This is a genomic window from Acinetobacter sp. GN11 (assembly GCF_054823985.1).
Window position 1 is genome coordinate 1 of sequence record NZ_JRVL01000002.1, and the last position, 26,926, is coordinate 26,926.

Annotated in this window: 29 protein-coding genes; 23 read left to right on the forward strand and 6 right to left on the reverse strand. The window is 39.5% G+C overall.

Annotated elements, in window-relative coordinates; all coding sequences use genetic code 11:
- Positions 1 to 402: 402 nt before the first annotated feature.
- From NL42_RS00095 to NL42_RS00110, 4 genes are read left to right on the forward strand one after another with little or no spacing between them, the layout of a single operon-like run.
- On the forward strand, positions 403 to 1,011 hold the full coding sequence (locus tag NL42_RS00095; protein WP_016137639.1) for a paraquat-inducible protein A: 609 nt from the start codon (positions 403 to 405) through the stop codon (positions 1,009 to 1,011).
- Positions 1,008 to 1,817: a paraquat-inducible protein A gene (locus NL42_RS00100; protein WP_461311326.1), complete on the forward strand. Its 810-nt coding sequence runs from the start codon at positions 1,008 to 1,010 to the stop codon at positions 1,815 to 1,817. The genes NL42_RS00095 and NL42_RS00100 overlap by 4 nt, the downstream gene beginning before the upstream one ends.
- Positions 1,818 to 1,824: 7 nt before the next feature.
- Positions 1,825 to 3,492, forward strand: a complete 1,668-nt coding sequence (locus tag NL42_RS00105; protein ID WP_461311327.1) for a PqiB family protein — start codon at positions 1,825 to 1,827, stop codon at positions 3,490 to 3,492.
- A complete protein-coding gene (locus NL42_RS00110; RefSeq protein ID WP_461311328.1) occupies positions 3,482 to 4,189 on the forward strand; it encodes a PqiC family protein in 708 nt (235 codons plus the stop codon). Before NL42_RS00105 ends, NL42_RS00110 begins: the two co-directional genes overlap by 11 nt.
- A gap of 60 nt (positions 4,190 to 4,249) precedes the next feature.
- Here the strand turns inward: NL42_RS00110 and uraH are convergent, their stop codons facing one another.
- On the reverse strand, positions 4,250 to 4,651 hold the full coding sequence (gene uraH / locus NL42_RS00115; protein ID WP_461311329.1) for a hydroxyisourate hydrolase: 402 nt from the start codon (positions 4,649 to 4,651) through the stop codon (positions 4,250 to 4,252).
- Positions 4,652 to 4,661: 10 nt separating this feature from the next.
- Entirely contained in the window at positions 4,662 to 5,129 is a 468-nt protein-coding gene (locus NL42_RS00120) for a GlcG/HbpS family heme-binding protein (protein WP_461311350.1), read from the reverse strand.
- Positions 5,130 to 5,254: 125 nt separating this feature from the next.
- Between NL42_RS00120 and NL42_RS00125 the strand changes: the two genes are divergently transcribed.
- From NL42_RS00125 to NL42_RS00170, 10 genes are all read left to right on the forward strand, one after another.
- Positions 5,255 to 5,926 carry a heavy metal response regulator transcription factor gene (locus NL42_RS00125; RefSeq protein ID WP_461311330.1) on the forward strand — a complete coding sequence of 224 codons (672 nt, stop codon included), beginning with the start codon at positions 5,255 to 5,257 and terminating at the stop codon, positions 5,924 to 5,926.
- Complete coding sequence (locus NL42_RS00130; protein WP_461311331.1) at positions 5,923 to 7,326, forward strand: heavy metal sensor histidine kinase; 1,404 nt, start codon at positions 5,923 to 5,925, stop codon at positions 7,324 to 7,326. The genes NL42_RS00125 and NL42_RS00130 overlap by 4 nt, the downstream gene beginning before the upstream one ends.
- A gap of 96 nt (positions 7,327 to 7,422) precedes the next feature.
- Entirely contained in the window at positions 7,423 to 7,989 is a 567-nt protein-coding gene (locus NL42_RS00135) for a lipocalin family protein (protein WP_461311332.1), read from the forward strand.
- 116 nt (positions 7,990 to 8,105) lie between these two features.
- Positions 8,106 to 9,077 (forward strand): acyl-CoA desaturase, encoded by a 972-nt coding sequence (locus tag NL42_RS00140; protein ID WP_461311333.1) that lies wholly within the window; start codon positions 8,106 to 8,108, stop codon positions 9,075 to 9,077.
- Positions 9,074 to 10,336, forward strand: coding sequence for an NAD(P)/FAD-dependent oxidoreductase (locus NL42_RS00145; RefSeq protein ID WP_461311334.1), 1,263 nt, complete (start codon positions 9,074 to 9,076; stop codon positions 10,334 to 10,336). Before NL42_RS00140 ends, NL42_RS00145 begins: the two co-directional genes overlap by 4 nt.
- A gap of 21 nt (positions 10,337 to 10,357) precedes the next feature.
- Positions 10,358 to 11,149 carry a DUF1365 domain-containing protein gene (locus NL42_RS00150; RefSeq protein ID WP_461311335.1) on the forward strand — a complete coding sequence of 264 codons (792 nt, stop codon included), beginning with the start codon at positions 10,358 to 10,360 and terminating at the stop codon, positions 11,147 to 11,149.
- Positions 11,146 to 12,345 carry a class I SAM-dependent methyltransferase gene (locus NL42_RS00155; RefSeq protein ID WP_461311336.1) on the forward strand — a complete coding sequence of 400 codons (1,200 nt, stop codon included), beginning with the start codon at positions 11,146 to 11,148 and terminating at the stop codon, positions 12,343 to 12,345. The genes NL42_RS00150 and NL42_RS00155 overlap by 4 nt, the downstream gene beginning before the upstream one ends.
- A gap of 29 nt (positions 12,346 to 12,374) precedes the next feature.
- Positions 12,375 to 13,154 (forward strand): DUF1295 domain-containing protein, encoded by a 780-nt coding sequence (locus NL42_RS00160; protein WP_461311337.1) that lies wholly within the window; start codon positions 12,375 to 12,377, stop codon positions 13,152 to 13,154.
- Positions 13,155 to 13,162: 8 nt separating this feature from the next.
- The gene (locus NL42_RS00165; protein WP_461311338.1) at positions 13,163 to 14,212 is read left to right on the forward strand and encodes an SAM-dependent methyltransferase; all 1,050 of its coding nucleotides are present in this window, start codon (positions 13,163 to 13,165) and stop codon (positions 14,210 to 14,212) included.
- Between the two features lie 29 nt (positions 14,213 to 14,241).
- The gene (locus NL42_RS00170; RefSeq protein ID WP_461311339.1) at positions 14,242 to 15,570 is read left to right on the forward strand and encodes a sensor histidine kinase; all 1,329 of its coding nucleotides are present in this window, start codon (positions 14,242 to 14,244) and stop codon (positions 15,568 to 15,570) included.
- Here the strand turns inward: NL42_RS00170 and NL42_RS00175 are convergent.
- Genes NL42_RS00175 through NL42_RS00185 form a run of 3 tightly spaced genes read right to left on the reverse strand, consistent with a single transcriptional unit; the run spans position 15,567 to position 17,313 of the window.
- A complete protein-coding gene (locus tag NL42_RS00175; protein ID WP_461311340.1) occupies positions 15,567 to 16,262 on the reverse strand; it encodes a response regulator transcription factor in 696 nt (231 codons plus the stop codon). The two genes, NL42_RS00170 and NL42_RS00175, sit on opposite strands and share 4 nt — an antisense overlap.
- 17 nt (positions 16,263 to 16,279) lie before the next feature.
- Positions 16,280 to 16,774, reverse strand: a complete 495-nt coding sequence (locus tag NL42_RS00180; RefSeq protein ID WP_461311341.1) for a chalcone isomerase family protein — start codon at positions 16,772 to 16,774, stop codon at positions 16,280 to 16,282.
- Complete coding sequence (locus NL42_RS00185) at positions 16,741 to 17,313, reverse strand: nuclear transport factor 2 family protein (protein WP_461311342.1); 573 nt, start codon at positions 17,311 to 17,313, stop codon at positions 16,741 to 16,743. Before NL42_RS00185 ends, NL42_RS00180 begins: the two co-directional genes overlap by 34 nt.
- A gap of 280 nt (positions 17,314 to 17,593) precedes the next feature.
- On the opposite strand from NL42_RS00185, the gene NL42_RS00190 reads away from it, so the two are divergent.
- The 8 genes from NL42_RS00190 (at position 17,594) to NL42_RS00225 (ending at position 24,887) form a co-directional block, all read left to right on the forward strand.
- Positions 17,594 to 18,346 (forward strand): aspartate/glutamate racemase family protein, encoded by a 753-nt coding sequence (locus tag NL42_RS00190; RefSeq protein ID WP_461311343.1) that lies wholly within the window; start codon positions 17,594 to 17,596, stop codon positions 18,344 to 18,346.
- Positions 18,347 to 18,482: 136 nt separating this feature from the next.
- Positions 18,483 to 19,469: a quinone oxidoreductase family protein gene (locus NL42_RS00195; RefSeq protein WP_039247267.1), complete on the forward strand. Its 987-nt coding sequence runs from the start codon at positions 18,483 to 18,485 to the stop codon at positions 19,467 to 19,469.
- An 11-nt stretch (positions 19,470 to 19,480) separates the two neighbouring features.
- The gene (locus NL42_RS00200; protein WP_461311344.1) at positions 19,481 to 20,329 is read left to right on the forward strand and encodes a TauD/TfdA dioxygenase family protein; all 849 of its coding nucleotides are present in this window, start codon (positions 19,481 to 19,483) and stop codon (positions 20,327 to 20,329) included.
- Positions 20,330 to 20,388: 59 nt separating this feature from the next.
- Positions 20,389 to 21,441 (forward strand): beta-keto acid cleavage family enzyme, encoded by a 1,053-nt coding sequence (locus NL42_RS00205; RefSeq protein ID WP_004791385.1) that lies wholly within the window; start codon positions 20,389 to 20,391, stop codon positions 21,439 to 21,441.
- A 117-nt stretch (positions 21,442 to 21,558) separates the two neighbouring features.
- Positions 21,559 to 22,908 carry an MFS transporter gene (locus NL42_RS00210; protein ID WP_461311345.1) on the forward strand — a complete coding sequence of 450 codons (1,350 nt, stop codon included), beginning with the start codon at positions 21,559 to 21,561 and terminating at the stop codon, positions 22,906 to 22,908.
- Positions 22,905 to 23,561, forward strand: a complete 657-nt coding sequence (locus NL42_RS00215) for a DsbA family oxidoreductase (protein ID WP_461311346.1) — start codon at positions 22,905 to 22,907, stop codon at positions 23,559 to 23,561. The genes NL42_RS00210 and NL42_RS00215 overlap by 4 nt, the downstream gene beginning before the upstream one ends.
- 14 nt (positions 23,562 to 23,575) lie before the next feature.
- The gene (locus tag NL42_RS00220; RefSeq protein ID WP_461311351.1) at positions 23,576 to 23,884 is read left to right on the forward strand and encodes a Rieske (2Fe-2S) protein; all 309 of its coding nucleotides are present in this window, start codon (positions 23,576 to 23,578) and stop codon (positions 23,882 to 23,884) included.
- Positions 23,877 to 24,887: a YeiH family protein gene (locus tag NL42_RS00225; protein WP_461311347.1), complete on the forward strand. Its 1,011-nt coding sequence runs from the start codon at positions 23,877 to 23,879 to the stop codon at positions 24,885 to 24,887. Before NL42_RS00220 ends, NL42_RS00225 begins: the two co-directional genes overlap by 8 nt.
- 92 nt (positions 24,888 to 24,979) lie before the next feature.
- On the opposite strand, the gene NL42_RS00230 is transcribed toward NL42_RS00225, so the two are convergent.
- Complete coding sequence (locus NL42_RS00230) at positions 24,980 to 25,990, reverse strand: AraC family transcriptional regulator (protein ID WP_461311348.1); 1,011 nt, start codon at positions 25,988 to 25,990, stop codon at positions 24,980 to 24,982.
- 290 nt (positions 25,991 to 26,280) lie between these two features.
- Between NL42_RS00230 and NL42_RS00235 the strand changes: the two genes are divergently transcribed.
- Positions 26,281 to 26,886, forward strand: coding sequence for an RBBP9/YdeN family alpha/beta hydrolase (locus NL42_RS00235; RefSeq protein WP_461311349.1), 606 nt, complete (start codon positions 26,281 to 26,283; stop codon positions 26,884 to 26,886).
- Positions 26,887 to 26,926: the final 40 nt, after the last annotated feature.

Below are 26,926 nucleotides of genomic sequence, written 5' to 3' on the forward strand. Positions count from 1 at the left end.
GCTCAGAAATGCTAAATTTTTGATTGAGCTGTGCTGTCACATGCTGCATTAAAGCTGATTTTTACTGAGCTGTTCTGGGTTTGCCAGAAGTGATGTAGAGCATCATGAACTTTTCAATAGGGAAAGATGTTAAGCAATAGTTAGGTTTTACTCATTTGATGCTCAGCTACTTGGGTCAAAAAGTGTATTATCTGAGCTTAAGCTTATGACTTTATATAACTATTTTTATTTGATCACCGAATATGTACAGATTATTTAGCAGTTTCAACAATATATTGAACAGTACTTATGGTAATTTCCATTGTCTGATATAGCTTTTAGATTGATTTATATTTTAATTTATCTTAGTAATAAAAAGAGCTTTGTGTGACACAGTAAAACGATAAACCTTAGAGTATAACTATGAAGCTTAAAGAATTAGCAGGTTGTGAGGAGTGCGATACTGTCTATCGTAGAACCCCGCTTGCTTATGGAAAAAGAGCTTATTGCTTATGCTGCGGTGCTGAGCTCTATCGGCACACGAAACCTTTTTCGACATTATTGGCTTTGATCTTAACGGCATTAATCGTATTTGTTATTGCCAATAGCTTTCCTATTGTAAAAATTGAATTACAGGGAAACACATCTGAAACCACCTTACTTGGAGCAGTTTGGGTGATGTTTCATTATGATCGGGCTTTTGTTGGCGTACTCATCTTAATCACTACCTTTATTGTGCCGCTTTCCTATCTTCTCTTACTTTCTTATGTACTGGGTACGGTAAGCGTATTGAAGAAACGCCCAACGTTTTTGGTGATTGCCTTACGCACACTTTTCTTTATGAGAGTGTGGGGAATGGTTGAGGTGTTCTTAATCGGAATTTTGGTCACGCTTGTAAAGTTAATGGGAATGGTCTTAGTGATTCCCGAGATTGCTTTATGGGCATTTGCAATCTTAAGTGTATTGTTGGTCTATATTACTTCCATAAAGGTGAGTGATATATGGAATGAAATTGATAGGTCACTGCCATGAAAACGATAAAAAAAGTGACCCAAACAAAAAGCTTGCAGAACGGGTTGGACCTTAAGCAATATCCAAGAGCCAAAGATCTCTCATTAATTGTGTGTCACTGCTGTGGCATCGTAAATTCTGCTCAAAATGAAAAAAGACGACTAAACCAAAGCTCTCAAGTTTTACGTTGTATTCGATGTAATAGCGTGCTGCATTCACGTAAGCCAGCGAGTTTAAACCGAACTTTTGCTTTAGTGGTGGCTGCGACTATTCTCTATATTCCGGCCAATGTACTTCCCATGACGGTCACTGACTCACTTTTGGGAAGTCAGCAAGATACCATCATGAGTGGGGTTATTTACTTTTGGCAAAGTGGGGACTATCTGGTTTCAGTGGTTATTTTCATGGCCAGTATTTTTATTCCCATGTTGAAGTTACTGATTTTGTATTTTTTATTAGTGGCGGTATATCTTCAACAATCGGCAGGTTGGAAATTTTTACCCGAGCAATGCGTAAAATTATATCGAATTGTTGAGTTTATTGGCCGTTGGTCAATGATTGATGTATTTGTTGTGGCATTATTAACAGCACTCATTCAGATTCAATCGCTTGCTACCATTTTAGCAGGACCGGGTTCGATTGCTTTTGGCGCGGTTGTAGTGTTAACCATGTTTGCATCGTTAAGTTTTGACCCACGTATTATTTGGGATAATTTTTATGCATCTCAAAATACAAACAAACCGTCTTCTGTTGCTTCTGAAAAAACAACGATTATTCAGGCAGAACATTCGCCGCTGAATAATGATTCTATTAATCCCAGTCAATAAAAGAACAATGAGTATGTCTGAAAATGAAATAACCACTGGTAACTCAGATCATCGCAATGCAGATGTTGAACTGGATAGCATGAATGATTTACCAGAGCCTCAAGAAAAGAAGAGTCGGTGGAAGCCTTTATTAATTTGGCTTATTCCATTGATCGCGCTTTTAATCGCGCTTTCATTAGCTGTAAAAGCGCTATTGTCTCATGGCCCTACAATTGATGTGTCTTTTAGAACGGCTGAAGGGTTAGTCGCTGGTAAAACAACAGTCCGTTATAAACAGGTGGATATTGGTGTAGTACGGCAAATTGATCTTTCAGATGATCGTTCACACGTTATTGCCAGAATTGATTTGCGCAAAGGTGCTAGTAACTTTGCAGCAAAAGATTCACGATTTTGGGTTGTGCGACCACGTATTGGGACGAGTGGGGTTTCAGGAATAGACACCTTATTGTCAGGTTCATATATTGAAGTGGATGGCGGTAAATCAGCAGAAGATAAGTTTGAATTTACTGGATTAGAAGTGCCACCGGTCATATCTTCAGATGTTCCCGGAAAAGTATTTTTCTTAAATGCAGATGATCTTGGTTCGTTAGATATAGGTTCTCCAATTTATTATCGTCGAATTAATGTCGGGCAAATTACAGCCTATAAATTGTCCGATGACGGTAAAAATGTTGAACTACAAACGTTTATCCGCGCACCATATGATAAGTTTGTAACCACCGATGCACGTTTTTGGCAGGCGAGTGGGATTGATGTGACCTTAAATGCTTCGGGCTTTAATTTAGATACTCAATCGCTGGCAAGTATTGTCGCAGGTGGTATTGCTTTTGGAATCCCTGAAAGCTCTCGTGCTACTACAGCGGCGAATCATAGTCGCTTTAATCTTTGGGATTCAAAATCTGAGGCATTAAAAGAACCAGATGGTCAACCTCGTGGCGTGATTATGTATTTTGATCATTCATTGCGTGGGTTAGCAGTCGGTGCACCAATTGATTTCATGGGTATTGAAATTGGTAATGTTAAATCAATTAATGCTGAGTTTTATGACCACTATAAACAGATTCGTATGCGTGTTGAGGCAGTCATCTATCCTTCACGAGTTGAAAATGGTCAGGCGCTTAATCCAAACAGTGAAATTTTCAAAGATTTTGTTGAACATGGATGGCGTGCTCAAATGAGAACAGGCAACCTGCTCACGGGTCAAAACTATATTGCTCTAGACAAGTTCCCTAAAGCTAAACCAGCGACATTACAAATTTTAGGTGATAACCGTGTAGTAATTCCAACTACACCAACCGAACTGAGTGGCTTACAAGCTCAAGTTTCTCAGATTGCTGACAAGTTAACTAAATTCCCGTTAGTTGAAATTGGGCAAGATGTGCGTAAAACGCTCAACAATATGAACACTGCCATTGCGTCTACCGACAAACTGGTTAAACAATTAGATGGAAAAGTTGCACCTGGTTTACAAGCAACTTTAGACGATGTTCGTAAAACTGTAAGATCATCTGAGTCTATTTTGTCGAGCGATGCGCCATTACAACAAGACGTACGTAAAGCATTACAGCAAATGACACGTGCGGCAGCTTCATTACAGTTAATGTCAGACTATATTGAGCAACATCCTGAATCAATTATTCGTGGTAAGACACCAGAGGCCGATGATGAAAAATAAAAACACTCTATCTTTTCAACATCCTAATGCAGCCAAATGGCTGCTTGGGAGCGGTCTGTTTTTAACGGCAGTTGCCATGACAGCATGTTCGAGTTCACCAACGCCAAACTACTATACGCTTACACCTAAAGTCACTCCGGTCACCAGCTCAACTGTGCAGGTGATTGAGGTGTTGCCAGTCGGGATTCCAGATCGATTAGACCGTGCGCCTTTAGTGCTACAAGACAGTAGTGGTAAGTCTACGGTTTTAAACAACGAGCGTTGGACATCAACCATGGGTACGCAATTACGCGATACTTTGTCGGCGGGTTTACAACAAAAGCTAGGCGCAATTGACAGTTATAGCAGTGGGCTTGCTGGAAACAATCAACCGTTATATCGAGTTTCTACAGACTTTTCTCATTTTGATATTGTAGATCACAGCAATATTAATATTGCTGTGTCTTGGGTCGTAAAGCGTCAAATACCGCCTACTCAATTAGAGTCAGCTAATGCAAAAGTAATCACTAATAGAGGATCTCAGCTGAATTGCAGAATTGCTTTTAAGCAGCCAATTGATCAAAAAGCTAAAAAAATGGAAGCAATTGTGAGTGCGTCAAGTGAGGCGATGACTCAAATTATTAATACGGTTTCTGCTTCAATTGTGGCGCTAGATTCAAACAAAAAATCGGTGATTAGTAATGGGGTTTGTTCGTAAAACAAATCGCTTTGAATTAACCCCTTTATTTGTGCAAAACAGATAAAGGGGTTTTCTATTTTAGTTGCCTCGATAGGTTGAATAACCATAAGGGCTAAGTAGTAAAGGAATATGGTAGTGATTTACGCTTCCATCCACTTTAAAAATAACGGGTACTTCGGCAAAAAAAGTTTGTTGTTTATTCTTTTTGAACCAGTCTTCAGTTTTAAAGGTAACTTTATAAACACCTTGCTCTAATTTCTTATTTTCTGGATAGAGCGCAGTAATACGACCATTTGAATCGGTCACTTGCTGGTTGAGTTTCACCCACTGGTTATTGGTATTTTTTTCTAAAACGACTTCAACCTGAGAAGATGGCAACCCCGTTTCTAGATTTAACACATGCACACTTAGCGGATTAGTTTGTGCAAACGTAGCCGAAGCAACAAATAAAGAAGATAAAACAATAAATGATTTAGTCATGGTGAACTCCTTATGAATGAAAAATGGTTTCAATGGCTTTGCTTGCACATTGATTGTCATTTTGTGCGCCGCCAGCACCTGCAACACCAATCGCTCCGATCACTTGGTTCTCAAAACGAACAGGTAAGCCTCCACCTAACAAAAGTAAATTTGCCAGTGAGGTTAAATTTTTTGCATCGGGGTTTTGGTTACTGTTTTGGCTTAAAACCAAGGTCGATGTTTTGGTAGATAACGCGGTGTAGGCCTTTTTTTCAGCAGCGATTAAATTATGCGGACCTACCAGCTCATGCCGTTCGGCAGTTAAAGGGTTACCACCACGGTCAACAACAACGACCGCAATGTTTTGATTTAATTTTTTGCATGCCTCTTTAGCACTGTCCGCTAGCAGGTGCGCAGTTTTAAGATCTAATGAATAGACTTGATTCAAAGCAGGGGGCTGTGCAAAAGTACTATTACCCAATAGCACGGCTGTTAACATCAGCCAGTTCAATTTGTTCATAATGATTGCCTCTATGTCGCTTTGAAAATCTTAAACAAATTGCCTAATTTCAAGCATGACAATCACATTACAAAGTTGTCATCTTTCAAATGAGTCTCTACAAAATGCGTATCCTTATTATTGAAGATGAGATCAAGATTGCCACTTATTTGGTCAAAGGATTAAAAGAATCTGGATATCAAGCTGAGTGCATTCATTTAGGACTTCAAGGTTTGGAAATGCTAAAGAGAGATCAATATGACTTGCTTATTCTTGATGTCATGTTGCCGGACATAGATGGCTGGAGCGTATTACAAGTACTACGCCAGTTTTCAAAAATTCCAGTGATTTTCTTAACAGCAAAAGATCAGGTGATGGATAGAGTCAAAGGGTTGGAGTTAGGTGCAGATGATTACTTGGCTAAACCTTTTTCTTATATTGAATTGTTAGCCCGTATTAAAAGCCTGTTAAGAAGACAGCAATATTTGCAAGAAAATGAGCTGTCTATTAGTGATTTAAAAATGGATGTGATCGCTCATAAAGTATGGCGTAACGGAAAATTAATTGAGCTGAGCAAAACCGAATTTAATTTGTTGCGTTACCTGTTGCTCAACAAAGAACAAATCGTGACACGCAGACAAATTGGTTCCGAAGTTTGGAATATTAACTTTGACACTGATACCAACTTTATTGATGTTGCGGTACGTCGTTTACGAAGCAAAATTGATGAGGGATATGAGTTAAAACTCATTCATACCATACGTGGTTTGGGCTATAAAATTTCGGTTAGCTTATGAACTTTAAATTTCTGCGTTCTCTTGAAGTCCGTATTACATTACTCGTCACGCTTTGTTCTGCCTTAATTTTATGTTCAGTCGGCTTTATGACCTATTTAGGCATTAATCAAATTTTATTGAAGCAGCAAGATAAAGCTTTAGCAGACAGAATTAACCGTTTGGAAATTTTGCTACAAGACAGTGAAAATGTAGAGCAAATCATTGCACGTCCTAAGCTGTATCAAAACATGCTTGGCAACCAAGACAACTTGTTTCTGCTCATTCATAAAGACAAAACTTTAATTAATATTAATCCGCTCCATATTCAGTTACCTCAGCTTGCACAGCGCAACAGTCTTCAATTTCAAGATTTAGCCAACAACTCATATCCAACACGAATTGCGTGGAAAACCATAAAAATTAATAATGAGCCTTATCTGCTCATTGCAGGTAAACAGTGGTCGGAACGCATCAATATTCTTTTACCTTTTCAAGAAAGTCTCTTGATGTATGTGGTTGGGGGCGTGTTTGCAATCTTTGTACTTTGCATTTTAGCGTGTCACCTAGGTTTAAGGTCACTACAGCAGCTTCGTAAGCAAACTCATTCTATTAACGTAAATCAGCTCCAGAAAAGATTAAACCTATCAAATTCACCTTTAGAAGTTGAGCTACTTTCAAAAGATATTAACCACATGCTTGAACGTATCGAAAAGGGCTATACGCAGCTCAACCGTTTTTCTGAAGATATCGCTCATGAGTTTCGTACTCCTTTAAATAATCTGATTGGGCAAACCGAGATTGCTTTAACTGGCGAACGCTCAGTTGAGCAATATAAAGATTTGTTGGTGTCTCATTTGGATGATTACCACAGATTAAAACGAATGATAGATAGCATGCTTTTTTTAGCAAGAGCCGATCAGAAAATGGTTCTTGTAAACAAACAAGAAATAAATATCCAAGATGTTATAGATGGGCTATGCCAGATTTTTGAATATCAGGCTGAAGAACAAGGGTGTCATTTTAGTTTCAACTTAGAAGCTCAGAAGTTATTTGCAGATCCAGAGCTATTTCAAAGAGCAGTCTACAACCTTGTTTTAAATGCGCTGGTTCACGGTGGCAACAACCGAATTATCTATATTTCAAGCCAACATAAGATGATTGAACATAGGCAATGGGTCAGCCTGACTGTGGTGACGGGTGGTATTTCAATTGCTGATGATCAACTTGAGCATCTTTTTGAAAGATTCTACCAATGCCACTCAAGTCGAAGTGATGAGAACCAGACAGGTGGATTAGGTTTATCGATTGTCGCTTCAATTATGGATCTACATCATGGCCTCTATCGAGTTTATAACACGGTCGAAGGGGTATGTTTTGAGCTTGATTTTCCAATTGCAGGTGCCCCAAATAAATACAATTAAATCTTTATTAATGTTCCTTAATTTTTAAAATTCACACTTTGTTCACAGCCCTCTGGCGTATGTTTAAACATATGAAATAAATAGAAGAGGGTCGTTATGAAATTATTATTTAAGTCACTTGTCATTAGCAGCAGTCTTGCAGCGGTTAGCTTAACGCTTCCTTTGAGTACCTTTGCCGACACAAATACGAAACCAGTGGCTGTTGAATCTATTGATATTAATAAATACGCAGGTAAGTGGTATGAGATTGCGCATTTACCTATGTTTTTTCAGCGTAATTGTGTAGCCAATACAACTGCAAACTATTCCATTAACGCGGACAAAACCGTTGGTGTTTTAAATAGTTGTACGAATAAAAATGGAGAAACAATCTCATCTGAAGGCGTTGCTTATTCGCAAAATGAGGGCAACAGTAAATTAAAAGTGAGCTTTTTGCCTTCTGGCCTAAGATGGATTCCTTTTACAAAAGGCGATTATTGGGTTTTAAGAGTTGACCAAGATTATCAGGTCGCTTTAGTGGGTGGCCCAAGCCAGAAATATTTATGGATTCTTTCTCGTAGCCCTCAACTTGATGAGGCGACATATCAATCTTATCTGCAAACCGCAAAAAGCTATGGCTACGACGTTTCTAAACTCATTAAGACAACACAGTCTAAATGGTGAAATGCTGGTTATGTAGATTCTTATATTTATCTCGTAACCGAGTGAACTTCACATAAAATTCATTGCGCATTTTCTAAATTAGAACCAAAAGAAATGCTTTAGATCAGGAAGAATCAATGTCTAATTTTTTTCTGCGCTGGATCGATAGCTGGTCAGATTCAGAAAATGCGCAAGTGGGTGCTTCTAGCGAATATGTCATTGAAAAGAACATTCAATGGTTAAGAATTATTCCTTTTATTTTATTACATATCGCTTGTTTAGCAGCGTTTTGGGTGGGCGTATCTTGGTTCGCTGTGTTCTTCATGCTGGGGTTTTATTTTCTTCGCATGTTTGCAATTACTGCTTTTTTCCACCGCTATCTTTCGCATAAAACTTTTCAGACATCACGTATTGTTCAATTCATTTTTGTACTGATCGGAACCATGAGTGCGCAGCGCGGACCTTTATGGTGGGCAGCACATCACCGTTATCACCATCATTTTACCGACACCGATCAGGACCCGCATTCAGCGAAAGCAGGCTTTTGGTATTCCCATGTAGGCTGGTTTTTAAATGAGCAGAATTTTGCCACTCGAAAAAAAGTCATTAAAGACTGGTTGAAATATCCTGAGCTGATTTGGATGGACCGATTTAGTTTACCTATTGTGATTTTGACGGCTTTAGCAATTTATGGTTTCGGTTCATGGCTTGCACAACATTTTCCTGAGTTAGGTACTAATGGCTTACAGCTTTTGGTGTGGGGTTTTGTGATTTCCACAATTCTATTAACGCATGCAACCTTGTGTATTAATTCACTCGCTCATCGTTATGGCTCACGTGAGTTTAATACCCCAGATGATAGTCGTAATAACTTCCTACTTTCTTTAATTACCTTGGGTGAGGGATGGCACAACAACCATCACTTTTACGCGGGTAGTGTGCGTCAAGGTTTTTATTGGTGGCAGATTGATATCACCTTTTATGTGCTCAAACTGATGTCTTTATTTGGTTTGGTGTGGGGACTAAAGCCAGTACCAGCGAAGGTTTATCAATATAGAAAGATTAAAAACCTATCGATAGAGAAAATTGAAAACGGTGAAGTGTTATGAAAATTGCCATTATTGGTTCAGGTATATCTGGACTTTACGCAGCTTGGAGATTGTCGGAACAACATCAGGTCACTGTGTATGAAAAAAATAACTATTTTGGTGGTCATACTGACACTCACGAGCTAGAGATAGAAGGCGCTAAAGTCGCAGTAGATAGTGGTTTTATTGTGTTTAATGACTACAACTATCCGTTATTTACCGACATGCTTAAAAAATTAGGCGTAGAAACTCAAAGCAGCGATATGAGTTTTTCGGTGAATAATCTGGTCAGTGGACTTCAATATAATCCTTCAAAAAAATGGTCGCTCTTTGCCCGTCCGCAAAACTTTTTAAACCGAAAATTTCTGCAAATGCTCTCAGATTTGTTGCGTTTTTATGATGACAATAAAGATATAGATGTGGCGGATATTGATCCTAATTTATCGATTGAAGAATATTTGGGCCTTCACAAATATAGTCATGAGTTCCGTTATGAGCATCTTTATCCGATGTGCGGTGCCTTATGGTCAGCACCCGTTGAGCAAGTAGGCCAAATTCCATATCGATTTGTGGTGAGCTTTTTTCAACATCACCGCATGTTACAGCTAAAAGAGCGGCCACAATGGCAAACGGTTAAACACGGTTCAGCAAGCTATATTCGTGCTATTCAAAAGAGCTGCCCATCCATTGAATGGAAGTTTGCAGAAGTAAAAGCTGTGAGCCGTTCACCAGAAACAGTTTTGATCGAAACTGTTGAAGGACAAACCCAATACGACTGGGTGATTTTTGCAAGCCACGCCGACGATAGCCTAAGTTTAATTAAAGATACGTCAGTGCTTGAGCAGGAAATATTAAGTCAATTTGGTTATCAAAATAATCGAATGGTGGTTCACCGGGATCTTTCAATTATGCCTAAAAGCCGTTTGCAGTGGGCAAGCTGGCATGTACATGTAACTCATGCATCTCAAGTTCAAAACGAAGTATCCGACATACATTATGGTTTTACCTATTGGATGAACAATTTACAGAATTTATCCTGCGCTACTCAGATTTTTTCTACGTTAAATCCGAATATGAAAATTAAAGCTGAAGACATCTTGGTTGAGCGTAAATATCGTCATCCTGTGTTTGATACAAACGCGATTCAAGCTCAATCTCGTTGGCACGAAATTAATGGACAAAATCGGACTTCGTTTTGTGGAGCGTATTGGGGCTGGGGGTTCCATGAAGATGGTGCCCGCAGTGCAGCACGTGTTGTAGAGCAACTCTTAGCGTTATAAAAATAGGTAAGGAGCTTTCAAATGTTATTAAATAAACTTGCTATCGCTCCTGCACTTATTCGTCACAGACGCTATAGCCCGAAACCGCATCAATTCACATCGACCTTAAATTATTTATGGTTCGATCCAGATCAATTAGATGATATTACAAAAGATTGCTCCCTTTGGTCGACCGATCATTGGAATGTACTAACACTATCTGAAAAAGATTTTTTAAATATGTATCGCGGTTCTATAAAGGATCGAGTCGAGAAAGCGATACTGCAAAATAACAACTCACATCTTCGGCCAGATTGGCAAATCCGAGTCTTGGCTTTACCTCGTTGTTTAGGTTTTAGGTTTAACTCGGTCGTATTTTATTTTGTTTTAAATAAAACTGGAAAACCCGTATTTATTGTCAGTGAAATTACCAACACCCCTTGGAATGAACGAAAAGTTTACATACACGACTGCTCAAAACAACAAAAAATTATGGGTGATTATCAGAGTTTCGATTTTCATTTTGAAAAATCATTTCATGTTTCGCCTTTCATGCCCATGCAGTTGACTTACCACTGGCAGTTTAGTTTTTCAGATCAGCAAAATGTCATTCACATGCAGCTTTTTGAAGAACAAAAACAACTCTTTGATGCCACTATGCGCTTTGAACTTGTGCCCATCACATTTCCTTCACAGCAATATCGATATGCTCTTATGAACAGCCTAGCGCCTTTTAAAATGTTGTTTTCAATATATTTAGAGGCATTTAAGTTGTGGCGAAAAAAAGTTCCATTTTATCGCCATCCTAAAAAGATCAAGGTAGATAAGACATGATAAAAACATTTCTTTATGGTGAAGATGAGTCACTACCGTTACTGCTCAAGAGTCTTCTTAAATTACGTCATGGACAGATTACTTTTCAGGGCGCGTGGAGTGGTACGGTTGGCGAGGTTTCAGACTTACATGCTGTGATTGAAGTTCGCAATCCTTTGTTGATGGATCTGATTTTAAAAAATGGTGTTTTAGGTGCAGCTGAAGGCTATATCCGTGGGGATTGGAGCAGTGAACAACTAGTAGAATTGGTTCAGATATTGGCACGTAATCGAGATGTATTAGACCAGTTCAACCAGAATGTTATTGCACAGGCGAGCCAGTTTTTTCTTAAGGGCTGGTATAAAAATAGAAAGAATTCTTTAAGTGGTAGCCGTAAAAATATTGCCGAGCATTACGACTTAAGCAATGATTTTTTTAAATTATTTCTAGATCCGTCTTTAATGTATTCCAGTGCATGTTTTGAAAATGAAAATATGACACTCGAAGATGCATCTGATTTTAAAAAAGAGCTGATCTGTAAAAAGTTAGATTTAAAACCAATGGATCATTTAGTCGAAATTGGAAGTGGTTGGGGCGGTTTTGCCATTTATGCAGCTCAACATTACGGCTGTAGAGTGACCACCATTACCATTTCACAAGCTCAATACGATGAAGCCATTACTCGGGTAAATGAAGCTGGCTTATCGCATCGAATTGATGTGCAACTCAAAGATTACCGCTTGCTCGAAGGCAAGTTCGATAAGCTGGTTTCAATTGAAATGGTTGAGGCCGTTGGTGCGCAATATTTATCGACATACTTTGATCAGTGTAAAGCGCTATTAAAACCCAAAGGTCTAGCCTTTATTCAAGCCATAACCATTGAAGATTTTCGATATAAAAAAGCATTAAATACCGTTGATTATATTAAGCGCTATATTTTTCCTGGTAGCTTCATTCCTAGCGTGAGTGTATTGACTCAAACCGCCTCTGAGAGTGGTTTAAGGCTAAAACATTTAAATGACATTGGTTTAAGTTATGCACAAACAATTCATCACTGGCGAGCACGGTTTTTAACCGCACGAGAAGAAGTATTGGCTCTGGGTTTCGATGAAAACTTCATTCGCATGTGGGATTTCTATTTATGTTATTGCGAGGGTGGTTTTAAAGAAGGCGTGATAAGCAATGTTCACTTGTTGTTTGAGAGTGCTAGTTACTAACTCAAACAACTCAAGTAAGGAGACTGCTGATGTTTTTGAATTTACTGATTCTAGATTTAATGATCATGTTACTGAGCTGGCTACTTGCCACTCTAAATGGTCGAGCTGGAATTGTAGATGCTGCATGGAGTTTCTGTCTGGCAGTAAACATTATTGTGTCTTCTTTACTCATTTCAGTTGCTCCTGTTGAAGTACGATTTTTTATCGGTATTTTTAGCGGGCTATGGTTTCTAAGATTATTTTGGCATCTGTTAAGGCGTTATCAATCTGAACAAAAAGAAGATGGCCGTTACGCGAGCATGCGTCAAGCCATGGGAAAATTTCAGCATTTTGGCTTCTTCTTATTTTTTATCTTTCAAACACTTTTAGTGCTTTTGTTCTTCTTACCAATGTGGACGCTACTCAATGTAGAAGCAACTGAATGGAGTAGTGGATATAAAGTCACTTTAGTGATTGCGGCCGTCATCATGGCGATTGCCTTTATTGGAGAGCAGATCGCTGATCAGCAGTTATACCGATTTAAATTAAATCCAGATCATCATGGCAAAACCATGGATCAGGGTTTATGGCGTTATTCACGTCACCCCAATTATTTTTTTGAATGGTTACATTGGTTTGCCTATCCAATCATTGGTTTAGCGGCAGGCCAATATTTATTGTGGATTTATCCGTTACTGATGTGGCTGTTTTTATATTACGTCACGGGTATTCCATTTAGTGAAAAACAAGCAATTAAAAGTCGCGGTCAAAATTATCGTGATTATCAACAAAAAACATCAATGTTTATTCCGCGAAAACCCAAAAAATAGGTGCGCATATGGATTTTATTGTTCATCAGTCTTTGAAAATTGTTGAAAGTGGTGTGGTTCCAGATCATGCAATTCGAGCTGCAATTCGTGCTTTAAGCAAAAAACGCTTAATTCAAGAAGGCCGTTATGACCCTGAACAAGGGGCACAGCGATACATGGATGTGCTTAATATGCTAAAACGGAGTGAAATCGCGGTTGAAACAGATAAGGCAAACGAGCAGCACTATGAATTACCAACCAAGTTTTTTCAGGCGGTGCTTGGAAAAAGACTCAAATATAGTGCATGTTATTTTCCAACTAAAACAACGACGTTAGACCAAGCAGAAGAGTTAACACTTCAGCTTTACTGTGAACGGGCACAACTTAAAAACGGCCAACATATTTTAGAGTTAGGTTGTGGATGGGGCTCTTTAACGTTATGGATGGCAGAAAACTATCCATATTCACAGATTACGGCTGTTTCAAATTCTGCAACTCAGAAAAAGCATATTCTTCGACAAGCAGAATTAAAAGGTTTAACGAATCTTGAAGTGCTCACTTGTGATGTAAATGTACTTGAATTAGACCAAGCTCAGTTTGATCGTGTTGTATCGGTTGAAATGTTTGAACACGTTCGTAACTATCAACGTCTATTTGAGAAAATTCAGGGATGGTTAAAGGCAGATGGGCTACTTTGGTGCCATATTTTTTGCCATCGTTTTTTACATTATCCTTTTGAAGTGAAATCAGATTATGATTGGATGTCCAAATATTTCTTTACGGGCGGTTTAATGCCGTCGACTTCCACTTTTTTGCATTTTCAAGAGCATTTAGAGTTGGCTCAACAGTGGCAATGGTCGGGTGAGCATTATATGAGAACGGCAAATGCTTGGCTTGAGAATATGGATAACCAAGAAGTCGAACTGAAGCCACTGTTTAAAAAAATCTATGGAAAAGATGCCAATATTTGGTGGCAACGCTGGCGTATTTTCTTCATGGCTTGTGCTGAACTATTCGGTTTTGAACAAGGTCAAGAATGGGTCATTGGTCACTTTTTATTTAAAAAGAGAGCATTGTAATTTCTACAGCCTATCCCGGCGATAAAGATATGATAAGAACTCGACATGATGGCAAATCTAGTCATCCATTAGCCAAAATGTTCAATCGATATTATTGGTTGCAGATTGCTCTGATTGCATTATCGATCGTAGTCGGGTTGGCTTGTAGTGCATGGGTCATTAAAGGCTCTTTACTTAAAACCGCTTTAGAGCAGGAAATGGAGCATTACTGGTTACGCATAGAACGTGACCCAAATGCAGATTTACCGGATACGAAAAATTTATATGGATATCGGTGGAATACAGAGATTGCACCTCAACCATTTCGGGGCATGCATTTAGAAAGTGGGGTGCACCGAGTATTCGTTGATGGTAAAGAGCGAATGACAGTCTATGGTGAGCATAATGGTCAACATGTTCTGTTGGTATTTGGCGAGAGCAATGTCAATAAGCTGATCTGGTTATTTGGACTTGCTCCACTCATGTTCAGTTTATCTGTTTTATATAGTTTTTTATGGTGGTCAAACCGAAGAGCAAGACGCTATTTTTCCCCAATTACGCGTTTAGCGAATGCTTTAGAAAATATTGATTGGGCACATCAAGACACTCAAGCTTCTCCTTTTAAAGATATTAATACCAATGGCAACATGGAAGCAGAATATCTCAAGCAAGCCTTGGAAAAATATCATCAAGTTTTAAGTGATTTTATTCGACGCGAAAGAGAATTTACGGGAGATGTGAGTCATGAGTTACGCACTCCGCTCACCATTTTGAAAGGTAATGTGCAACTTTGTCAGGCGAAATATGGAGAGGATAAAGCCTTAGTTCGACTTCATAATACAATTGAAGATATGCAGTTATTAGTCGATACCTTGCTGGCAATCGCACGTAATACAGTAAAAAGCTTACCGTCTGAAAAGAATTTTTTATCCAGAATCGTGAGGGATTTAGTCGAAAGTTTAGAAGGGGTCAGTGAGAGTAAGGGGATACATATTCATATTCAACCCGACCTTTCTGAACAGCCACGCTGGTTATATCCCTCTATGACTAAAATGGTTTTAAGCAATATTTTACGTAATGCGCTGAATTATTCTCAAGGCTCACAAATCGACATTATTCAACAAAAAAACAGCCTGATTATTGCGGATAATGGAATTGGAATTTCTCTACCTAACGATGTTAAGGTCCAAGAGCTCAGCGACTCGCAGCTTTCTTTAAAAATTAAAGGCCATGGAATTGGTTTGCAATTGGTGCAAAAGCTTTGCAAACAATTAGGATGGCGAGTGGAATTGTTTGATCGGCAGTACTATTTAGCTACTCATCCTGAGTTGGACTTAGAACAGGCAACAGGTTTAATTGTTGTGGTCTATTTGAGTTAACTTGCAGAACTTTCTAAAGCAATTTTTAAACCGACGCCTGCCACTGTATGTAATAGCTTAGGGTCAAAAGGTTTATCAACCATTTTTCTTAAATTATAGATATGACTACGTAACGCATCACTTTCAGGTTCTTCATCGCCCCATAACTCCATCATCAGTTCTTGTTTGGTCACTACTTTTGGAGATTGACGCATCAAAATTTTTAATAATTTAAATTGAATAGGCGGCAATTCGATATTATTTCCGGCACGAATAACTGTTTGGGTTGCGCTATCAAGAATTAAATCATGAATCTGAATTTTATGATGAGTGACTTCGCCAGCTGCTCTTTTAATTAATGCACGAATCCGCATGACTAATTCATTAAAATCAAAGGGTTTAACCAAATAATCATCTGTCCCAGCGGTAAAACCTTTAAGCTTGTCATCTAAAGTATCTCTTGCTGTCAGCATAAGGACTGGAATATCAACACCTTGTTCGGTGCGTAGCCAGTTGCATAGGTCATAACCCGAGCCATCAGGTAGATTTATGTCGAGCAGTAAAAGGTGATAATGCTGAGATTTAAGAAAAGTCCGTGCAGCATCTAAATTACGCGCATGATCGACGACATAACCATGCACTTCAAGAAATTCGCAGACCGTTGCTGCAAGTTCAAAATGGTCCTCAACCATGAGGATAAAGTGATTACCCATGAGATTTTATTAAGCCATTAATTTAATAGTTGTTGTTTTAATTTAGCATTAAACGGTTCGCTACCAAACCAGATTTTAAAATATTGATTTGCATTCGGATTGTTTAAAGAGCCGAGTAGCTTCTGGTTTAATTTTAGTTCTAGTTTTTGATTTTCATGTTGGTAATAGAGACTATAAAGATCTCCACTCTTAATTGGTGTATATAGTTCATTAATATGATTAAGCGGAGATTTTGCATCAAAGCCGCTAATATTCTTCTTCAAAAAGTGGGCTGCTGCGCGTTTAAATGCCCATTCGGGAATATCTCGGTTATAGCTAAAGTCCATTTTGATACTTTGGCTCTGCCAATTTTTTAAGCAATCTTCAGCAAAGTAACTGACATTTCCCACCTTCTTGCTCGTCACCGTTAAAGGCGCTGAACTGCATTTTTTCAGTTCAGCCGCGTTCGCTTGAGAGACGATGAAGATTCCCAGAAATATCAAGATTCGACTTTTTTGAACGGTAATACCCATTTATATACTCCTCCAAATATTGGTAAAGAACGGTAAAGGCCATTCGCTGGATCCCAATAATCTTGCTGGAAAATAATTTTTTGCTGCTCATTAATCTTCATTTGACTAATTCCATAAGAAGCCATGGTTTTTGAGCGACCTAACATTTTAAAGTCATAGGTCATGTACCAATGGATGTAGGCTGTATCTTGGTGATGAGTTGCACTAATGAGTTTTACAGTGACATTACTCACTCGGGCATTCATACCTTCAAAATGCTTAATCAGATCTTTTTTCTGAGAGAACTGCGAGAGTGTATCGTTGATATAGAGCTGATCAGCGTAAAGATGACTCGCGTTATTCACAAAAGAAGGGGTGCCAAGCGTATTGAATGCGGCAACAAAACGATTGCCAATATCTAGCGCTTGTTGGTCATTTAATTCTATTCCAGTAATTTTTTGTTCGGCTTTGCCGTAGTCACCTGAGTAGCTAGGCACACTTTTACACGCTGTTAAACTTATCAGGGTAATTAGCCCTAGGGCTGTAGTTATAATTTTCATGTCTATATCCGAGCCAACTTTATAAGATTAAATTAAAGAGCTGGTCGTGAAGTTTGCGTGAATTCTTATGTTTTATAATTTGGGTTTAATGCATAGAGTTTTCTGTTTTTGAAAGTTCATCAATTAGGTCTATTCAACTTAGAAGTTTCTTTGGACGTCACACCGTTTAAGATTAATAAATAAGATAAGCTAGAAAAAATTTAATAAAGCAATTTTATTCTAGCTACACTTTGCTCATAAGAGATATAGATAAGTTTTGTATAAATAGAAGGATTCAATAATGAAAACAATTGGCTTATTAGGCGGAATGAGTTGGGAGTCTACAGCACTTTATTATCAACAAATCAATAAAATGGTTCATCGTAAATTAGGAAAATTACACTCTGCTAAGGTCATTATTAATAGTGTCGATTTTGAAGAAATAGCAGCCTTGCAAGCGAAGGGTTTATGGCAAGAGGCTGGCGCATATTTAGCTGAGCAAGCACAAAATCTAGAAAAAGCAGGAGCAGATTGTATTTTGGTGTGTACTAACACCATGCACAAAGTTGCTGCACAGATTGAAGATTCAATTACGGTTCCTTTCTTACACATCGCTGATGCAACGGCAAAAGAAATTTTGAGTCAAAACATTGGTAAAGTTGCACTGTTAGGGACAGCTTTTACAATGGAACAAGCTTTTTATAAAGCTCGATTGCAGGATTATGGAATTGAGGTAATTATTCCAAATGAAGCCGATAGAAAGACAGTCCATCGCATCATTTATGAAGAACTTTGTTTAGGTGTGATCAACCCAGATTCTCAGCAAAAGTACATCGCTATTGTAGAAAGACTCATAGCTGAAGGCGCCCAAGGCGTTATCTTGGGTTGTACTGAAATTTGTATGTTGATTGGTGAGCTTAAATTCTCAGTTCCTTTATTTGATACGACCACCATTCATGCAAAAGAGGCGGTGAGTTTTAGCTTAAATGAAAATAAAAACTCTAATAGTGCCAATCTACATAAGTCTGCTGCAATTGCTGGGAATACTGTTTAGCAATATTTCGAATATCCTTTGTCATTAAACGTTAAGCTTGTGTCGTGAAATGTAAAGTGGCCCATATCCTAACTGTTGTAATTTTGGTTATTGCTTTTATAGGCACTCAATAAAAAACCAAAATATGGAATAGGACATGACGTTGACGAAAGCTATACGTTTCTATGGAACAGGAACGCCAGAAGTAATGCGCTATGAAGATGTAGAAGTAGGAGATCCAAAAGCTGGAGAAGTACGCCTACGTCATGTGGCAGTCGGTTTAAATTATGCCGATACATATTTTCGTAATGGAACCTATCAAATTCCAATGCCTAATGGCATGGGCGTCGAGGCATCCGGTGTAGTAGAAGCTTTAGGCGAAGGAGTCACTCAGCTTAAAGTAGGTGATCGAGTTACTTATACAGGTTTTTTAAATACGTTAGGTGCATATAGTACCCACCGTCTAATTCCAGCAAATGCTTTAATTAAATTACCCGAAGAAATTTCTTGTGAAACAGCGGCAGCCATGACCATGCGTGGGCTGACCGCTGCTTATCTGATGCGCCGCATTTATGACTTTAAAGCAGGCGACTCAATTTTATTACATGCAGCCGCAGGTGGTGTTGGGCTGATTGTTTCTCAATGGGCTAAATTACTTGGGTTGACTGTTATCGGTACCACATCTTCAGAAGAAAAAGCTGCCGTAGCGCGAGCTCATGGTTGTGATCATGTCATTAACTACAGCCATGAAAATGTTGCCGAACGTGTACGTGAGTTAACAGGCGGCGTGGGTGTAAATGTCGTTTTCGATAGTGTTGGCCAAGCCACTTTTATGAGTTCATTAGACTCTCTCAAACGCCGTGGTTTGTTGGTCTGCGTAGGAACAGCATCGGGTCCAATCCCTGCTTTTGATCCGGTATTACTCGCCGTGAAAGGTTCATTATTTGTCACACGTCCAGCTTTGGCAGATTACATTGCAGATCCTGCCGAGAAGAAAGAACTGGCAAATGAATTATTTGATCATGTTCGACATGGACGAATCAAAATTGAAATTAATCAGCGCTATGAGCTAAAGGATGCTGTGCAAGCTCATCGTGATTTGGAAGCACGTAAAACAATAGGTTCATCAATCTTTGTAATTTGAAGGGATTTCTTATGCAAATTGAACAGTTAACTTGCAATATTGGTGCAGAGCTCAGTGGCGTCAAACTTGCTGATGCGATTTATGATGATGGATTATTTGCTGAAATTCGCACACAACTACTTAAACATCGTGTGCTGTTTTTACGAGATCAGCATTTAACCCGTCAGGATCATGTCGCATTTGCAGAAAAATTTGGACAGTTAGAAGACCATCCAGCTGTAGGTAGTCATCCTGATCATCCGGGTTTGGTGCAGATTTATAAACATCCCGAAAGTCCCGTCGATCGTTATGAAAATGCTTGGCACAGTGATGCAAGCTGGCGCAAGGTTCCACCGATGGGATGCGTGTTGCACTGTGTTGAATGCCCACTAGTGGGTGGCGACACCATGTGGACCAATATGGTCATGGCCTATGAGTCGTTACCCAACGATATTAAGGATAAGATTGCAGACTTACGTGCTTATCACAGCATAGAAGCGAGTTTTGGTGCGGCTATGCCGCTTGAAAAACGCTTGGACTTAAAAGCAAAGTTTCCCGATGCTGAGCACCCAGTAGTACGTACTCATCCTGAAACCGGCGAGAAAATTTTATACGTCAACGCGTTCACAACCCACTTCAGTAACTATCACACCAAAGAGCGCGTCAGATTTGGACAAGATGCCAATCCGGGCGCAGCTGAACTACTACGTTACTTAATTTCTCAAGCCTATATTCCAGAGTTTCAAGTGCGCTGGCGCTGGAAGCCGAACAGCATTGCTATTTGGGATAACCGCAGTACACAACATTATGCAGTCATGGATTACCCACCTTGCCACCGAAAAATGGAGCGGGCCGGCATTATTGGTGACGCAACCTATTAAATCTATAGGTTAATAATTTTATCTAATTGAATATTCTAAAAATATATCAGGAGATGCACATGCAATTCTTTGACGACTCATTGCACCCAGAAAATATGGAAAAAGTGGTAATCACGGTTGCGCCGTATGGACCCGAATGGATGCCAGAAGACTTTCCCGAAGATATTCCAGTGACCATGGATGAGCAAATACAAAAAGCAGTTGAGTGCTATGAAGCGGGTGCTACGGTGCTGCATTTACATGTTCGTGAGCTTGATGGCAAAGGTTCTAAACGCTTGTCAAAATTTAACGAGCTTATTGCAGGTGTTCGTGAGGCTGTGCCTGACATGATTATTCAGGTAGGTGGTTCGATTTCATTTGCACCAGAAAGTGAAGGTGAGGCAGCCCTATGGTTAAGTGATGACACCCGACATATGTTGGCTGAACTTACACCAAAGCCCGATCAGGTTACGGTGGCAATTAACACTACCCAAATGAATATTATGGAATTGCTCTATCCTGAATATTTAGAAGGGACTTCACTGGCACATCCTGCGACTCAAGCAGCATATGCAGAGATGACTGTGCCTGCAGGGCCTGCATGGGTAACTGAACACATCAAGCGCTTATGTAAAAACAATATTCAACCGCACTTTCAGTTAACGGGTATGCATGGGCTTGAGACGCTAGAACGTATGGTGCGTAAAGGGTTGTACATGGGGCCGTTAAACTTAACTTGGATTGGAATCGGTGGTGGTTTTGATGGTCCAAACCCATTTAATTTCTTTAATTTTATTCATCGCGTACCTGATGGATGTACTTTGACATCAGAATCTCTGCTCAAAAATGTGTTGCCTTTTAACACCATGTCGATGGCAATGGGTTTACATGCCCGTGTGGGTAATGAAGACACGATCATTGATCATCATGGACGCCGTTTTTCATCTGTAGAGCAAATTAAGCAAACCGTTCGGATTGCCCATGAATTAGGCCGTGAAATTGCCTCAGGAAAAGAAGCCCGTGAAATTTATCGTATTGGGGTTCAATACAACAGTATTGAAGAAACCTTAATCGCAAATGGTATGGCTCCCAATCGTAAAGCAGGGCAAAAAGGCGTACCGCAGCGTAACTAATGTGACAAGGTCTAACGGAATTTAGACCTCAAATGTAGTGCAGCTTATTCGCTTTGTTTTTAAAAGTGCGTTGCTGCACTAGCTAAATAGAAATTATAAAAAATACAAGGAGGTCGTATGAATGCACATCAGTATTCAGATCAGATGAGCGATGTTGATACGTCAATCAGTATACCTCGTCGTTATGCATGGCTTGTTTTTGCTTTGACATTTGGTTTGCTCATTTCAGATTACATGTCCCGACAAGTCTTAAACGCAGTCTTTCCTTTACTTAAAAATGAGTGGTTGCTCAGCGATAGTCAGTTAGGTTTGCTCAGTGGAATTGTCGCGTTAATGGTGGGGTTATTGACTCTGCCGTTGTCTTTAATGGCAGACCGTTTTGGACGAGTTAAAAGCTTGGCGATTATGGCAGCTCTATGGAGTTTGGCGACTCTAGGATGTGCACTTGCTGAAAATTATGAGCAAATGTTTATTGCTCGTTTTATGGTTGGTGTGGGTGAGGCTGCTTATGGCAGCGTTGGAATCGCGGTAGTTGTGGCTGTTTTTCCACGAGAAATGCGTGCAACACTCGCCAGTGCTTTTATGGCGGGCGGCGTATTTGGTTCGTTTTTGGGTGTGGCTTTAGGTGGTGTACTCGCACAGCATTTCGGTTGGCGTTGGGCTTTTGGAGCTATTGCTTTATTTGGTCTCATTTTGGCTTTTCTATATCCAATTTTAGTGAAAGAAAACAGAATAAACGCAGCACCTCAAAATAAAATTCGTAGTAAAACTCAGCACATTAAAAGCCCTTTAAAAACTTTATATTCAAGTCGTTCAGTCATTGCCACTTACATTGGTAGTGGCCTGCAATTATTTGTTGGTGGCACAGTGATTGTCTGGATGCCGAGTTATCTCAATCGCTATTATGGCATGAGTACCGACAAGGCAGGCGTGATGGCAGCGGTCATTTTGCTATGTAGTGCAGTAGGCACAATTCTATGTGGCATGTTATGTGATTATTTAGGCCGTAACTGTCCAGATCGTAAGGTCAGTTTAGCGATTACATACTGCTTGCTCGGTTGTGTTCTTTTATTAATTGCTTTTGCTGTGCCTGTGGGACGTAACCAGTTACTTCTCATTTGTCTCGGAATGTTTATTGCCCTAGGAACCAATGGGCCATCTAGTGCCATGGTGGCCAATCTCACACATAACTCAGTTCATGGCTCTGCATTTGCAACACTCACCTTAGCTAACAATTTTCTTGGTTTAGCGCTTGGTCCTTTAGTCGTTGGCAAAGTATCTGATGTGATTGGTTTACATAGTGCATTTCAACTCATGCCATTGGTCAGTATTGCAGCCGCAGCCGTATTTTTTTATGCCAAATGCCATTATCACAAAGATATCGCACGCTTTGAGCAGCAAGGAATGACTGAGCTTAAAAATCATTCAAGTAACCAAATACAAAAATGCGGGATGAATAACAAATGATGATTCGGCAATTACATATTGATGTATTTTTTGACTTTATTTGTCCTTGGTGTTTGATCGGAAAACGTCAGTTACTGATCGCTATAAATAGATTTTATCAGCTTCACCCTAGCGTCAAAGTTGTCGTGCACTGGCGAGGTGTTCAGCTTATACCTGATTTAGCTGTTGAAGGTATACCATTTCAAACGTTTTATTTGAAAAGATTAGGTAGCTTGACAGCAGTTCGCATGAGACAGGAACAAGTCAATAAAGCCGCAAATAAAGTTGGACTCAAGATCGATTTTGAACAAATTAAGCGCATGCCAAACACGGCTAAAGCTCATCGCTTATTTGATAAAGCTTTAAAAATAGGAACTCCTGAGCAGTGCAATGCGTTGTTAGAACAACTCTTTGCTGCATATTTTTATGATGGCTTAGACATCGGAAATACCACCACTTTATACAAAACTGCAAAACGTTGTGGCTTCCCACCTGAGCTAATCAAAAACTTACTTATTCAAGATCATCAAGATTTTATCTCTGCAAGTACAGGAGGTAATGGTGTGCCTTACTTTATTTTTGATCGGGCTGCTGCCTTAGTTGGAGCGCAATCAGCAGATGCACTTTATCAAGCGATGCATGAAGCACTTTTGGGGCAAGGAGAGTTGATATGACTAACCGATTTGAAGTGCCTTTTGAGAAAATACCGAATTCAGGTGAGCGGGCTTTTTTAAAAATTGGAGATAAAACTCTCGCACTATTTAACGTTGCGACTCAATTTTATGCAATCGAGGACAGCTGTCCTCATCAGGGAGCATCACTATTTAGTGGACGTCTAGAAGGTCGAGTGATTCAGTGTTGTGCCCATGGTCTACGCTTTGATTTAACAAATGGCTGTTTGGTTAATTCTGCTCATCTCAAAGTTGCAACCTATCCCGTAGAAGTGATCGAGGACAAGGTATTTATTGTGATGGGCTATGGGGGAAATCATGAGTAGTTTAGTTTTGAAAAATTTTTCCCAGCGTACAAGAGAATTAGCACCAGGCTTTGTGGTCAGTTCGGTCGTTGCTGCGGCTGCCTGTTTTTTATCAGAGCACTATGGCGCGCCAGTCATGTTATTTGCACTATTACTCGGCATGAGCGTGAATTTTTTAGCAGCTGAAAGTAAATGTAAGGTAGGTATCGAATTTACCGCACGTAGTGTGCTTCGGATGGGCATCGCATTACTCGGCATGCGTATAACTTTGGGGCAAATTACCGCACTAGGTTGGCAACCTGTTGCGTTAGTCATTACTCTGGTTATTGTCACAATCGCCGTTTCTGTTATTGCCGCTAAAATCTTAGGTTTCCAAAAACTATTTGGCATGCTAACTGGTGGATCCACGGCAATCTGTGGTGCCTCAGCCGCATTGGCACTATCGGCTGCTTTTCCTAATCATCCACAAAAAGAAAAAGCGACCTTGTTTACAGTCATTGGGGTCTCTGCACTTTCAACATTAGCAATGATTGTTTATCCGATGATTGCGAAGTGGTTAGAGTTATCGCCACAAGCGGCTGGTGTGTTTCTTGGTGCTACGATTCACGATGTTGCACAAGTGGTGGGCGCTGGTTATAGCATGTCTACTCAAACGGGGGATACGGCGACTGTAGTTAAACTTATGCGTGTGGCAATGCTGCTTCCAGTGATTGTTTGTGCAGCCATGATTACCCGTATGCAAGGAGCAGATTCAACTGGGGAACGACCGCCATTACTGCCTTGGTTTGCGGTTGGCTTTTTAATACTGGCTGGTATTAACAGTACAGGATGGGTGCCAACGATGGTTCAAAATGGAATTAATGACTTATCACGCTGGTTTTTAGTCATCGCAATTAGTGCTTTAGGGATGAAAACTCAGTTAAAAGAATTAGCATCTGTCGGCATTAAACCGATTCTTTTAATGATCGGCGAAAGCATCTTTTTAGTGGTATTGGTTCTTGGACTTATGCGCTTGTGGTTTTAATTTTCAAAATTAGATTTTTAAGGAAGTTCTGGAGTAGCTCTCCAGCTTCCTTATATTTTAAATGATTTCATTGGGCTTCAAATAAAGAGAACTTAATTGAGCAGGGCTTTATTATGACTACGCCACATATTCGGTGACATACCAAATTGGCTAATGAACCAACGCGTAAAAGAACTCGGCATTGAGTAACCTAAAATATCAGACACTTGAGCAAGTGAATAATTTAGATTTTTTAAATAACGAAATACGAGGTCTTTGCGTACTTCATTCATTAAATCACTAAAACTCGTCTGAGCTTCTTCTAATCGACGCTGTAAGGTCCGTACGTGAATACCATGTGTTTGAGCGACTTGATCAATCGTAGCGCGTCCCATTGGCAAGAGAAGATAAATACTTTTACGAATATCAAAAATCATGGTCGATTCATTGCTATTCTGCAAAATATCTAAATAACGCTGTGCATGGTTGGCCATAGCCAAATTTGCTTGAGGGTTTGTATTATCAAGTTCGGCTGCTGTACAAACAATACCATTAAAGTCACTACCAAACTCTAGTGCACAGCCAAAAATCCGCCGATGCAGAGTTAAATCACTAGGCGGGTTGTGAGTGAAATGTACACTTAACGGTCGCCATTTTTGCATCATGAGTGCTGCACAAAAACGATGGGTAATTCCTAAAGCAAGTTCCGTCGCTTGGCGACTATACCCGCAAGTTGTTGTTATAACTTCTTCTCGAATAACTACTGTATCGTCAATTTCTTCTATATATATTTCAAGTGAGTTGTTTAGTAAATTCCTATATCGAACAATCGTTTGCAGCGCTTCTCTCAAAGTATATTGGTAACTTAACAAAAGGCTAATTTCACCAAAATCTGCGATTTCGCGTTGCTCTGCCATATGTAAACCGAATACATCGCAGTTACTCATTTGGGCTGAGTCTTCAAGTAAGGTAATTGCTTTATCTACAGGAATGCGTTGTTTAAGATCATTCAATTGAGTTTGGCTAAGCCCAACACGTGATAATAAATGGTAGGGGTTTAGATCTAATTGCTGAGCAACTGCCAAATAATTTTTTAAAGAGGCGGTATGCGCAAGAGGCACCATTTTATTATCTCCTGTTCTTAATCAGCCATATTCCTTACAGCTCATATCTAGTTATAACTAAAATATCCACATTACAAAAGCTTTTATTTAAGCGCCTAATCGTGATGTCGAATCAATTTTAAAGCTATTCTTTTAATTCATTTGTAATTACAAAAAATATTTTAATTAATTTACGAAATTTTAAAAAGATGTGTCGTCAAATGAAAAGTCCGTGACGTCTTATGTACACCATTAACTGAAATGAGCCTTTATTGTGAATGGAGTTTTATAAAAATTCTTATGCATCCTAGATGGCAAAATTCACAGGCGTTGAAATGGAAAAAATACAAACCAAAGCAACAATTTTAATTATTCCGGGGTTACGCGATCATGTTCCCGAGCATTGGCAAACGATCTTAGAAACAAAGCTAGCAAAGGTTCGTTCTGTACCACCTGTGCAAACCAATAAACTCAATTGTGAAAATAGAGTTGCTGCTATTCAGGCACAACTCGAACAAATACAAGGGCCTGTCATTTTGGTTGCACACAGCGCAGGCGTGCTGATGACACTACACTGGGCAGCAGAATACCAACGAAGAATTCAAGGTGCTCTACTTGTGGCTCCGCCTGATTTAAACAAAAGTTGGCCAGAAAATTACCCAAGCCCAACTGTACTTCATCAAGAAGGGTGGAGTCCTTTACCAGATCAAACACTACCTTTTCCCAGCATTTTGGTTGCAAGCACAAATGACCATTTAGCTCGTTATGAAGCTGTAAGTGAAATGGCAGAAAAGTGGGGGAGTCAACTCGTAAATTTGGGTGAAGTGGGGCATTTAAACCCTGCATCTGGCTTTGGCTATTGGCCTTTAGCTGAACAATTCATTCAACAATTAGATCAGGTCGAACAACCTGCCTAGTACAAAAATACCTGCTTATGTAAACCATTTAAAAGCCAAT